This is a genomic window from Agrobacterium tumefaciens (assembly GCA_025559845.1).
GTDB lineage: Bacteria > Pseudomonadota > Alphaproteobacteria > Rhizobiales > Rhizobiaceae > Agrobacterium.
Genome location: CP048471.1, coordinates 295,634 through 308,200, shown reverse-complemented (window position 1 = coordinate 308,200; position 12,567 = coordinate 295,634). Strand labels below are relative to the sequence as shown.

Sequence of the window (12,567 nt, the reverse complement as noted above, 5' to 3'; positions counted from 1 at the left end):
TCATGCTAATTGAATGGCGTTCAAAACACCCCTACGTTGTGGGCGTGGATGAATCGCTGTGAGAGTTCTGATGGTCGCTGAGGTTGGCCCGTGGGCAAAAGAAAAGCTGGATATACTGGCCCGCTATCTCGATTTCTATACGAAGGTCCTGAAGAACCAGCCGTGGCGCACCATCTATGTCGACGCATTTGCGGGTGGCGGGCGCGCAAAGATTCGTAGCAAGAATGAGCCGCTGGCGATGCTCGATTTATTGGAAGCACCGGCCGAACAAGATTCTGAACAGGCTGAATTCCTTGATGGATCGCCCAGGGTTGCGCTTAGCATAGCCAACCACTTTTCACGTTATGTTTTTATAGAACCCGATGCTAACCGCGCCGAGGAACTGAGCGATGTCGAAGCCGAATTCGGCGAGCGCCGGCAGATAACGAAACTAAGAGTCCCAGCAGCAAACGGAATCGCATGGGTCGTCGGCCAGGCAATTTCGAAGAATAGTCATCGTGGCGTCGCGTTTCTCGACCCTTTTGGAGCGAGACTCGAGTGGTCGAGTGTACAGGCCTTGGCGAATACCGGACTGTTCGAGGTTGTTGTGAATTTCGCGCTCAACATGGCGCTCAATCGAATGCTCCCCAATGATGGCAATGTTCCCGTCGCTTGGGCAGACACGTTGGATCGGTACTTCGGTAGCCGCGAATGGTTCGATGAGGTTTACTCTTCTGATGCCCATGGCCTGTTCGCATCCACAGAACTCCGCAAGCGAGACGATTATTCTGACCGCTTGCTAGAATTGTATCGGCGAAATCTGAAGAACGCTTTCGGCTTCGTGTCTACGCCCAGGCTGATCTGCAACACGCGTGGCGCACCGCTTTACTACTTGTTGTGGGCCGGCCCGCATCGCAAGGGCCTTGAGGGTGCAGATTACATCCTGAGAATGGGTGATAAGTTACCTAAGGTCCGAAAGGGATCCACCTAGAAACAGGCAGAATTCTGCTCAGCGGTTTTCAAGCGGTCGTAGAAGTTGATGGAATGTCCGTTGCGGGTTGAGCCTGATAGTATCAGCTACCTTGATGGTACTGGCCTTGCGGCGTTCGCCTCCGGATTTGGTCGTGACCTTGAGGTCGGGGTGACCAACCAGCGATGAAAGTATGTCGGCCGAATGCGCAGGGGTCAAATTGTAGATGCTTTCATAGAAATCAAGGACATTAATCGCATGGCCCCGCTCGCTTAGAAGTCGAGGGACATCATCCCGTAGTTGATCAACCGCTGTTGTGCGCCCTGCTTGATCGAATAGGTAAAGATGGCCGTCTGTATGGCGAGCGTTGTAACTCAGCATATTTAGGCCGGCCCTACCGAAATGCGCTTGCGAGCTGCTGTTGTCATGCAAGACGTTGTTATAGACCTGGCGGGCGCGGTACGACTTGGCGAAGTGGATAAACCAGTAACGCCATCCATCTGGATTGTGGATGGAGAAAGGGCTCACAAATGGCGCGCAGACCTGAAACGCATCGAACACGAGGCGCTCAGCCGTGCCCAGCCATCGTTCGTTGCTCATAGGAAAATTCAACTGTTCGATATCTCGAATTGGCAAGCCAAGGAAAGCCAGTTGTGAGAGCAAGAGATCGGGGTTTGTTCGGCTCAAAAAGGCCAAGAACGACTGGATACTGAAGGTGTAAAAAATTTCAGATTGGTAGGTCCGGATAATATCTACCAAGGTAGCGCGGTCGACATAGCTGTGTCCACATTGATCCAGGTTGAACAACGCATTCGTAATTTTCGCCGATGTCAGTATTGTTTTAATCTTTGGGTAAACGTCTTCGAATGGCTCGTTGAGGATGCTGGTCTCAATCCGAAGATTTTTGCTGGTTTCCCGCACTTCGGCAAGCATTGGAGCAATATTCTGCCTAAGTAGAGAAACTGCGGCTGGGTCGGCGTCGTTCAGAATCAAGTGGCATTCTAGGTCAATGTTGGAAAGCCCTTCGATTGCCCGTGCCAGATTTATTTGCTCCGCAGCCACTCGCATTCGGTCAATGAATATAAGCGGCGAGCCCACGGCACCTCCAGCATATCGTCCGGCACCAGCGAAGCCATCGACAATGGCGAAGCGAAAGCGTGGCTGCTGCGGGTGCTTACATCTGACGACTATATATTGCAGAACATATTCGTGCAGAATCTTGTGTTTGCGCTTCGAGTGCTCGTCAAGTTGCGCGCCACCTTCCCAATCATACCGTTTCCTGACCACTCATCCTCCGCTGTGAAAACGTTTTGTGGTCAGCTCACGGTACTGCATGGATTGGCATCTGATCCCATGTGCGACCCTTATATTCTCGGCCATTTGCCTTCTTCGACCGCCGTTTGTTATCCTTGCCCCACGTTCCCCATTGCTTGAAAAAGAACGCCGTATCGTTTTCTAGGCAAGTGTCGTATATCTCATCGATCCACTCCTCCTGCAGTGGTCGAGCAGATTTGCCGCTTTCGCCGCCAACGATAGCCCAGTGGATATTGGTAAGATCAATGGCTCCGACAGAACCGATCAGCGGTTCAAAAGAGATAAAGCGAATGGCTGCCGGCACGTGACGGAGATGGTCGATGCGATCCGTCACAGCATTGTCCTCGACACTGGTTCCAAGCCACACGTTCGGCAGAATTTCGCCAATCACCTCACGGATCACAGTCGCCATACGTTCTGGCCGTTTGGTGAGAATCTGGTAGTTGTGGTGTGGCGTCTCGCGCATCACCTGCCAGACTTTTAGAATGAATTCATCGGAGACCGAATCATGGAAAAGGTCGCTCATTGAATTGACGAAAATCTTGCGGGGCTTTTTCCAAGCATGTGGAATGAGGAGAGCGGACTCATCCTCCCGCACAACCCCGGTCCAGATTGTCCTTGTGCCGCTCTTACGGGTTAGGCCCACATATTTGTCAACATGCATAGCTTCCAGTCGCTTGGCCATAGCCATCGCATAGCAGTTGGTGCATCCAGCGGACATGATGGTGCAACCCGCGACGGGATTCCATGTCGCGTCGGTCCATTCGATCTGTGTCTCAGCCATTTGCAACCCTCCGATAATCCGGTTGATATGACATCAACATATCCTTAATTCCCGTTAAATTGCAGCATTCGTCTTTAGATTGTAGGATGTCTTTGGCGCCTTTCTCTACATGAAAGACTTTATCTCGCGGACTGAGCTGAACGTATATGGCAACTTCTTTTCGGGTCTCATTCGATCTGTTACCTTCGTCTGTCCACAAACCAAACTTTTCGCCTGAAGGTGTGGGGACACTTTTGGCGGACAGCTTTAACGCTGATCTCAGTGCTAACCGCTCGGAATTCCCGTTCCTCAAGCGAGGTCGCACACTTCTGCTTGTCGCAGATTTTGGTGGCCATCATCAAAAGCAGCATTTTGACACTTATACGTTTTTAATACTGGACCTAGCGAAGAACCACGACTGGCTGGTGCGGCAACGCCAATTTCGCGATGCTATCCTGCCGAACCGCCGCCGAATGTCATTCAAGGCACTCAACGATGGAATGCGGCGTCAGGCGTTGGTTCCGTTCATGCAAGCGGCGGCTGGTATCGAAGGCTACTTGGCACAGTTTGCCATCTCCAAAGCGGGTGGATCATTTTTCACCGGGCCGGCCGAGGACGTGGTGGGCGCCGAATTATTGAAACGATGGAAGCCGAACGTGCAAGAGCGCCTGCTGCGAGTATTGCACCTGAGCGCATTTCTATTGTCAGGCCTATCCTCACCGGGACAAGATGTTATTTGGATCATCGATGAAGACGATATCGCTGCGAATGTGGGTTTGCTTACAAACCTAACGCGACTTTTTCAGCGTGTTATGGCTTCCTATTTTTCTCATTCCCTGGGCCACATTCGCTGCAGCACAACGGGAATCGCGGATGATGGAAGTCTCGTTCTCGAAGACCTAGCGGCCATCGCGGACCTGACCACAGGGGCCTTAAGCGAACTATGCACAGGATTTGTCAATGAGAAGGTGTTCCCTCGCAAGGGTCTGATTACGCCGTTGCCTAAACAGCTCACATGGAAAACCAACCTAATTGCGTCTTGGATGGCTGCGACCGAATTCAACGTTCGGCGCCACACGACAATTCTGGAGTTGGGTCAGAGGCCGAAAGATACTCGTATCTCCACTTTGGGGTGGAGAATGTACGAAAGAACTTTCGCTGCGTCACCGTAGCTTGGGCATTTTCAACATGCCCTGCCTGCAGCTGATCCCTTAGCCGTAAAGAATAGGGGGTTCAGGGCTGGGCAGCTATCGGTGATGCAAAGCAAATCTGGATTTCCTAGATGTGTGTACCGCACGCTGTCACCCTCGGCGATGGTCTTCGAAACCAGGCGCGCCATATCGTCAGCTTCAAGCCCTGTCACCTCCATTAGCCTAGCCTTGGCATTCGCCCACCAATTGGGGTCTCGAGTGTGGACGAACATATTCACTTCTGTGCGCAGAGCTGCTGCTGGCCGTGGGGAGAGCATTTTCTTTTTTTCCAATCGGCCGATCAAATCGGAAAGAAAGTCGAGGCGAAGCATACTACCTACGACTTCACTCCAAAGTATGGGCCGCTTCGAGCCATGGACCACCGCACGGGTATACCACGCGGCGCGCATCGAAAGGCGAGCGGCAAAGAGGGCCGCACTCCGTGAGCGCACCGGAAGCAAGGTTGCGACGACGGAGGTTGCGCCACAAGTCAGAAACCCAGCGCCGGCGGTGGCGTGTGTGCGATCCGGCGAGTGGGTATCGCATGCACTAAGAACAACAACGGGTGGAGGCCGCAGCCTCCCGCGCAGTTCCCAGACGTCAACCTTCTCCGTGCCGATGTGCAGGAAGCCGGCGCCGCTGTTGCGATCATGCGACCCATGACCGTCGAAGATCATCATGGCGCCATGAAAGCTGTTGACGGCCTCGACGAACTGATCGCGGCAAGTCACTGTGACCTGCCGAAAATTTAGATGTTCCTTGGCAGTCTTGGTGAAGGTCTCCATTGCTATTCGGACGTCGTGGCGGATCGGGTCACTGGGGGAAAAGGAGGATACCACCAGAACTTCGCCGAAGGCCTTGGGCTTGATATAAAGCGTCTCGCTTCTCATGAGCTGAGTCATCATCAGATTGCCGGGCGTCGTAGGAATGCGCGACACGTCCAAAGCTATAGCCAGGGGCAGATCACCCACAGGTAGCCATTCAAGCGGTGCGTCGGCGATCAGCTTCACGCCTGTTTGGCTGCTGGCAACAATCTCCAGCAAAGCCGGAGAGGTATAAGATCGAAGGGATTTTTGAACATTGCGAAACACGCGCTCGGCCTTGCCGTTCCCGCCGGTGCTTCGCCCGCCTCTCACGTGGGCTGTGAAATCCGACAATTCCGATGACAGGTTCACCCCGTTCGGCAGCCGCACTGTGGCTGCCAGCGTTGATGCCGCCCGAAGGCTGACGGCCAAGGTCTGTACATTCAATTCCTGAGCGCGCAGCCCCATGATGTACTGGCCGGCAGGCGACATGGTTCGTACCATCACGGCCGCAGGCCCGGAGAATGTATAACCCTTTTGCTGCTGAATGACCCGTATGGTTTCGAAGAGGCCTGCCGGCGCATTTGTGTTGGGCCGAAGGCGCTGGCGTGTGTGTGCGTAAAGTGATGGAGCGATAACGATCCGATCAGGTTTTGGAAAATGGGAAAATAGGGCTGGAAAAACCCCAACACTTTCTTGTTGTGAAATCACAGCATTCGCAGATTCCACGATCGCATTGATGTGCGGGCTCTCATCGCCTGGGGACGACATAAGCGATTCCTCGGCCGCAAAGCTGAAACCGAGAGCGCGCAGCGTGACGAGATTGGGGACCGTGCAGTTGTGGAGTTTGGCAACGAGATCCAAACGTGGCGCGGTGGGCTTCCGCCATGCTTTCAAGGTTTTCCGAAGTTCGGCGACCGGGAACCCTTGCGCCCGCTCATGGAGTTTCACTGCAACGCGCCGAATATGGTCGCGCACATGGGTCCATCGCGCTCTATCTGGAGCGAGGCCGCCAGCGTCATCGGTGGAGATATGAAGAACGGGTAGTGTCTGACGACCTTCCCAATCTGAAAGTGCGCTGAAGATGGCCTCCGACCCAGAATATACAACCCAGTATGGATCGTCATGGGTGATGCGCAGCTGTAGAAAGTTGCTGATTGTGAGGGGTGTCCAACTCCAGCCCTTACCTGTGATCCGCCTTGCCTTTCTGGCCTCGAGAGGCAAGCCAAAATCAAAGATGTCTGCCGGCATTTCGGAAATCGACCGCAAGGCCCATTCCATATTGAGCATACTAGGCGAAATTCCTTGGAATATGCTTGCCTCTTCGAGGCTGTCTTCGTCCAGGACGACGACGTACCGTATCATCGATGGCCAGTTTACGTGCGGTTCCGCGTCTTTCATGAGGCCATCATTCCGTATCCGTATATCGCACCAAGTCTATGAGCGCGCAAATACTAGCAGCGGCTCAATCTCGTGGTTATCGGCTGCTCTAATGCACACTACCGTCTCCTCCCTGTTCCGTCGGAGCAGTTGTTCCCCCTGAAGGTTTATGACCTTCACACTTTCTGGCCGGGGCTTTTGCCTGCGGCCTTTTCTTCGCTTGCTTTTGCCTTGCCTTTTGGCGAGCCGCTCGTCTTTGCTGTCCCCGACCTTTTTCTAGACTTCGCATCTTCTTCTCGAGCTTTCCAGAGTTGGGTGAAACGTGCGTGCTCCATCAATGCGCCTAGGTTTTCCGAGATACCCCTTAGTTCAATGCCAAGGTCTCTCAGGGTGTGCAGCATGAGCATTGCCGTGACAGCCAGTTTTTCCTCGTAGAAATCCCCTGCGCTCTTGTCCGTCAGGATGGGCGCGCGATGGAACATCTGTGCCCGCCTCTGACTTATGCGACCCGCCAGTTTCGGCTGAAAATCAAAGCCAGCCGTATTTAAGGCTTCCATCGCGCGACTGATTAGCGTGGGAAGACTGGGGGCTTTGGTGTCCTTTTCGCTTAGATGCTTCTTGGCGTAATTCTTTATATTTTCGTCCGAAGCCCTATCGACATAGGCCCAGAAATCAGCTCTCCAGTTGAGGAAAGATTGTTCGTCAGATGACTTAAAATTCGCCTGAACATATTCTTCAAAAACCGGCATCACTGCAGCAAACTGGTCGTTCAACGAAGCACCGAACCAACGCGAATATTCAATGGCATGAATCCGGTTCATGATCGCCATCCGATCGGCGATGAACTCGTCAAGTACATTCTGCAACGACGCACCATCGCGACCGCGCATGTTCAAGCGATGAAACGGGTGAGGTGTTGGCTGGTCTTGGAAGAACATCCCTCCCAAGCGAAGGGTTGAGTTTGCCACCTTGTTCGGATCTTCAACTGCCGGCTTCGTCATACCGAAAGACGGCATCGCGGGACGGAAGCCGACAAGAAACCCGAAGAGAAGTTCCAAGCCCATACAGAGATCCATGACCTCGGCAAGCGATCGAGGCCGGTCGAACTTCACGTCGAAGCGAACTTGGTTTCGGACCTGATCCGCATCATCACCTTGTTCAAAATGCGCAAGTGTAGTGACTGTTACTCGTCCGAGGTCCTTTACAATAACAGTCTCGGTTTGAGGCTCCGCCAGTTCCACCGAACGCGTTCGATATCTCTCGTCCTTCACTGCTCTGACTGCCTTCGCGCCGTACCATGCGGCAAAGGCTTTGGATTCGAAAAAGATTGAACCGAAAAGAGGCTCGTCCATATCATTTATGCATGCGCCCGAGACCAAACCTTGAAACGAACCTTTAACTTTGGTCCGTGCCATATGAGCCATTTTTGGTTCAACGAATTCAACAAGCGGCCTGACCAGCGTACCTTTTTCTCGATGATCAATCAGAATGGCCACCGGCCCAGCATTGGAAAAAACCCCTTCGGAATATTGATCCGATCCATCTTCGGTAATCCGGATCACTTCGAACTGCCAATGTACCGCGGACCGATCATCATATGTGATCCGCCCGGTCCAGAAGTCGTCCTTGCCTGCTTCCGGGACGAAAATCAGTTCTTCAATGGCCATAAATGCTCCTCCTGATGCCGACGGCGACCTTACCCTCGGATCACAGCAATAGGAAACATTACACCTATCAAATTCAGGCAAAATGGGGAGTGATTGGACGGTAAGAGTTAAGAACACTTCCGTTCTTTGTCGAGACCGACATTAGCTTCGAACTCAATTGCCAACGGCGGGAAAGGCGCTCCGCAGTCTTTGCCTATGCGGATTGAACTCCGGTCGCGAGAAGGTGCTTGCCGTTGGCTGCAAATATGCGCCACAGATTGTCTTCCTGCCACAATTCCGAAGCGGCGGACAATCGAATGAAGATGTTCCTGCTTCGCCTGCGGATCGGTCGAAATAGACCATTCGACGCGCGGGCCTTGCCGGACCGCTCTGGAACCGAAAAAGCGTCTTGGCCGAATCTATAAACGAAAGAGCAATTCATGGTAAACCTGACGGACTGGTCGCATCTCTCACGGATCCCGGACTTCATCGACGCGGACGAGATGACGATCGTCGGCCACGATTTCGACGTTCCGCTCGTCGTGGGAAAGGGGCGATTCAGGATCATCGATAGCGACACTTTCGAATACGAGATAACGGGCAAAGCTCCGGACATTGACCGCTCGCTGGGCTATCTCTCGAAAATCAGGCAGTATCCTTACCGGGGAGACTTGAGATGCAGACTAATGTTCGAGGGCCGCGGCGGCGAGCACTTCAACGGGGGCTGGACTGTCCCGCACTTCGAGCCGATCAAGGGCGGTCAGATGGGCGATCTGCTTTGCCGCGGGTCGTCGGACGAGCTGTGGATCGGCGGGCTACCCGGAGCTTCGGGGAAGCCTATCATGGAAATTCAGGTTTCCATTCCGCACGGACGCCGCTCGTTTTTCGCTCTTGCTAAGTTTGTCGGGGCCGGGCACCAGATGGACATCCTCGGCACCCGCCTGGAATTCGAATTCGACCAGACCAGCAACGTGCTAAGGATCAGTGCCGAAGCCGTTGATGGCTTCACCATCCCCTTCGGGGAGAATTGGCTCGCTGAACCGCTCCGTATCATGTTCGGCGAACTGATCTATCCGCGTCTCGTCATCAGAGACTTCGGCGAGGGCCGCGCCGACTTCTGCCTTCGGGCCGTCGCGGATGCCCACAGACTGCCGGTCTGGGTCGGACTCTGGCGCGGCGATCGGTTTCTGGCCGACAAGAATGCCTTTTGGGAAACCTACGCAAGTCTGTTGGCATACGTCGCGTCCGCCAAGGAGACCGATGGAACGCCGCATTTCGAAGCCAACAACCTGACAAGGCATTACGAAGAGATCATACAGGCTGCCGCCGGCTCGCGCCGTGTCTGGGTGCTTAACTTAGCTAGCAGCGTGGAGGCCTTGCTGCTGGAGCTGTTTCCGCGCAGGTCGAAGGATCAATCGGCCGACGAGAAGGCCATCGCCGACCTGGTCGAGCACATCGGCAAGTGGCCCGGCGACAATGACTTAAAGGCCGCGGCAGCGGGCGCTGTCAGAAGGAAGGCTGAAATGAACGCCTCAAAGGCACTCACCACGCTTTTCGAGCGAGGTGGCGTCAATAAGTCTGGAGTGGACGCCTGGAAGGCCGTACGGCACAAGGTCATGCATGGATCGCTGGTATCGATCTATTCGGACAAGGAAGAGGACGACCGCATTCTGGCCTTAGTGGAATTGATCCACCGCCTTTCTGAACAGATTGTAGGACTCGCGCCTTCCGGCGAGACGGACGGCGACGCGCGGACACCCACCCCGATTGAAAGGGCATAGAGGAGGTTGCTCAACGATTCCGATTTGTCGGTGCGCGGTGCCCGATATACCGTGAACGGGTCAGAAAATGAGCGGTCCGCACGGTAAGGCCATTTCATGCGAGCAAAGCCGATCTAAATCAATGAGTTGTCTTGTACAGACAGCCTTTGTGATTGCAGGGTTGACGGTTCGAATCCCTTCAAGGCTATATCTCCAAATGCGTTGAGAGAGCGGTCTACGATGTCAGGCTAAGCAGCGGCGCCTACCTTTATACCGGATCCCCTTTTCTAAAATCTCGGCGAGAAGACGTATTGAGTGCCGCCGGAAGATTTGGTTGCAGTGCTTTGTCTCACGACGGGCCTCAAGACTGCTGCAGCAGAAGGCGAGCCGCCGTGACGGCCCGCATTATCGATCAAGCGGCGAGAACGCCTGTTTTCTTGGCAGTCCAGGTTGCCAGGAAGTCCATCAGCGCGGGCGACAGGCAGTCGTAGGGCTCAAGGCCAACGTCCTTGAGCTTGGCTCGGATGCCATCCATTTCAGACGGATCAACCCCGCCCTCGATGGCGGACGAGACGAAGGCGGCAAAGCCAGGAGCCGGCCAGCCATTGGTCTCGAACAGTTCCGGATGGATGAAGGACAGGCCCTTGAAGGCGTGATCGCGTTCGACCGGACCATGCATGTGGGTGCCGCATTCGGTGCAGGAATGGCGTTGAATCAGCGCCGACGCATCGACCACGGCCAGCTTGTCGCGGTTTTCGAGGACTGTCACGTTTTCGCTCGGAGCAACCGCCACGACCGAAAAGGCCGCGTCTTCCGGCTTCCAGCATTTGGTGCAACCGCAGGCGTGGTTATGGGCGATACCGCCCGATACCTTCACCTTGACCGGACGATCATGGCACTTGCAGGTCAGAACACCGCCGGCAAAGGCATCGCTGCCCTGCGGCAGGCCGTTCTGGATGGAGGGATGAAGAAGTCTTGTCATGGTGATCTTCCTTTCTTGAGACGAGTTCAGGCGCCCGCAGCCGCTTTCGCAACCAAACCTGCGGGCGTCCTTGTTTTGCGCTCGGTCCGGGAGATCAGAACTCGATGACGGAGCGGATCGACTTGCCTTCGTGCATTAGGTCGAAGGCCGTGTTGATTTCCTCAAGCGGCATCTTGTGGGTTATCAGATCATCGATGTTGATCTTGCCATCCATGTACCAGTCGACGATCTTTGGCACGTCGGTGCGGCCACGGGCTCCACCGAATGCAGATCCCTTCCAAACGCGGCCGGTCACCAACTGGAACGGGCGGGTAGAGATTTCCTTGCCGGCTTCAGCGACACCGATGATGATTGATTCGCCCCAACCGCGATGAGCGGCTTCAAGCGCTTGGCGCATGACGTTGACATTGCCGGTGGCATCGAACGTGTAATCGGCGCCGCCGTCCGTCAGGTCCTGGATCGCCTGGACGACCTTGTCATTGCCGACCTCGGTCGGATTGATGAAGTCGGTCATGCCGAACTTCTTCGCCATCGGAACCTTGGCCGGATTGAGATCGACGCCAATGATCTTGTCGGCGCCGACCATGCGGGCGCCCTGGATTACGTTAAGGCCGATACCCCCGAGGCCGAAGACGACGACCGTCGAGCCAGGGCGAACCTTGGCGGTGTAGATGACGGCGCCGATGCCAGTGGTGACGCCGCAACCAATGTAGCAGATCTTGTCGAAGGGCGCGTCTTCGCGGATCTTCGCCAGCGCAATTTCCGGCAACACGGTGAAGTTCGAGAAGGTCGAGCAACCCATGTAGTGGAAGATTTCGCCAGCGTCGCAGGAGAAGCGCGATGTGTTGTCCGGCATCAGGCCCTGGCCCTGCGTCGAGCGGATCGACGTGCAGAGGTTTGAGCGTTGCGAGAGGCAGGTTTTGCACTGACGGCATTCCGGCGTGTAGAGCGGAATGACGTGGTCGCCGACTTTGAGCGAGGTTACGCCTGCGCCGACTTCACGAACGATGCCAGCACCCTCGTGACCAAGGATCGCGGGGAACTTGCCTTCGGAGTCTAGGCCGGAAAGTGTGTAGGCGTCGGTGTGGCAGACACCCGTCGCCATCACCTCAACCAGCACTTCTCCGGCCCTTGGACCGCCGATCTCGATGGTCTCGATCGTGAGGGGCTTGTTGGCCTCCCAAGCGACTGCAGCTCTGCTTTTCATCTTGCATATCCTCGTTCGGCTGCAGCCTATTTGAGATAGGCTCGCAGGATTTTCATGATGTCGTCCATCTGGTCGTCAGAGACCGATGGTTGATGTGCTTGTTCGGGAGAGCTCATCGTCTCGCGCAGGTGGATCTCCAGGACTTCAGCCATCAGTCCTCCCGCAGCACCCCGCATCGCGGCGATCTGCTGGAGAAGAAGCCGGCACTCCGTTCCTGCATCGACAGCGCGCTCCAATGCTTCGACCTGACCCTTGATCCGCCTCAAGCGCGTCGTTGCCTTCTTTTTGTCTTCCATCGAGTACGGCATGCGCTCTCCTTGAATTGAACTCACATACTGGGGGGAGTATGTCAACATACTGCAGGCAGTATAGCTGCGGTGATGACCATACATCGGGTCACTCATCAATGCAGGCAATAATGGGAAAAAGCGTTGCAGGAAAAGGCGCGCAGACGCGGTAAGTTGCTCGAGAAGGTGCTTATTGTAGAGTTTCAGGAAACTCTGTGTATTCACCGACCCCATATATCCTGCGACATTTTGGCAGTAGCTCAACCTCGGTCGCTGGCGTCGGAAC

General features: G+C 54.9%; 10 protein-coding genes. 3 read left to right on the top strand and 7 right to left on the bottom strand.

Going from position 1 to position 12,567, the window contains the following annotated elements; genetic code table 11:
• Window positions 1–70 precede the first annotated feature (70 nt).
• Entirely contained in the window at window positions 71–970 is a 900-nt protein-coding gene (tcmP, locus tag FY156_28785; GenBank protein ID UXS05530.1) for a three-Cys-motif partner protein TcmP, read from the top strand.
• Between the two features lie 18 nt (window positions 971–988).
• Here the strand turns inward: tcmP (FY156_28785) and tcmP (FY156_28780) are convergent, their stop codons facing one another.
• Window positions 989–2,236 carry a three-Cys-motif partner protein TcmP gene (gene tcmP, locus FY156_28780; protein ID UXS05529.1) on the bottom strand — a complete coding sequence of 416 codons (1,248 nt, stop codon included), beginning with the start codon at window positions 2,234–2,236 and terminating at the stop codon, window positions 989–991.
• Window positions 2,237–2,270: 34 nt separating this feature from the next.
• On the bottom strand, window positions 2,271–3,047 hold the full coding sequence (locus FY156_28775) for a DUF5131 family protein (protein ID UXS05528.1): 777 nt from the start codon (window positions 3,045–3,047) through the stop codon (window positions 2,271–2,273).
• Between the two features lie 146 nt (window positions 3,048–3,193).
• Between FY156_28775 and FY156_28770 the strand changes: the two genes are divergently transcribed.
• Complete coding sequence (locus FY156_28770) at window positions 3,194–4,198, top strand: hypothetical protein (protein UXS05527.1); 1,005 nt, start codon at window positions 3,194–3,196, stop codon at window positions 4,196–4,198.
• A gap of 11 nt (window positions 4,199–4,209) precedes the next feature.
• Here the strand turns inward: FY156_28770 and FY156_28765 are convergent, their stop codons facing one another.
• Both FY156_28765 and FY156_28760 read right to left on the bottom strand, forming a co-directional pair.
• Entirely contained in the window at window positions 4,210–6,309 is a 2,100-nt protein-coding gene (locus tag FY156_28765) for a CHAT domain-containing protein (protein ID UXS05526.1), read from the bottom strand.
• Between the two features lie 266 nt (window positions 6,310–6,575).
• Window positions 6,576–8,066: a hypothetical protein gene (locus FY156_28760; protein ID UXS05525.1), complete on the bottom strand. Its 1,491-nt coding sequence runs from the start codon at window positions 8,064–8,066 to the stop codon at window positions 6,576–6,578.
• 419 nt (window positions 8,067–8,485) lie between these two features.
• Between FY156_28760 and FY156_28755 the strand changes: the two genes are divergently transcribed.
• Window positions 8,486–9,826, top strand: coding sequence for a hypothetical protein (locus FY156_28755; GenBank protein UXS05524.1), 1,341 nt, complete (start codon window positions 8,486–8,488; stop codon window positions 9,824–9,826).
• A 391-nt stretch (window positions 9,827–10,217) separates the two neighbouring features.
• Here FY156_28755 and gfa read toward each other — a convergent pair whose 3' ends face one another.
• The 3 genes from gfa to FY156_28740 form a co-directional block, all read right to left on the bottom strand.
• Window positions 10,218–10,787, bottom strand: coding sequence for an S-(hydroxymethyl)glutathione synthase (gene gfa, locus FY156_28750; GenBank protein ID UXS05523.1), 570 nt, complete (start codon window positions 10,785–10,787; stop codon window positions 10,218–10,220).
• A 94-nt stretch (window positions 10,788–10,881) separates the two neighbouring features.
• Entirely contained in the window at window positions 10,882–11,994 is a 1,113-nt protein-coding gene (locus tag FY156_28745; protein UXS05522.1) for an S-(hydroxymethyl)glutathione dehydrogenase/class III alcohol dehydrogenase, read from the bottom strand.
• 26 nt (window positions 11,995–12,020) lie between these two features.
• Complete coding sequence (locus tag FY156_28740; protein ID UXS05521.1) at window positions 12,021–12,302, bottom strand: metal/formaldehyde-sensitive transcriptional repressor; 282 nt, start codon at window positions 12,300–12,302, stop codon at window positions 12,021–12,023.
• Window positions 12,303–12,567: the final 265 nt, after the last annotated feature.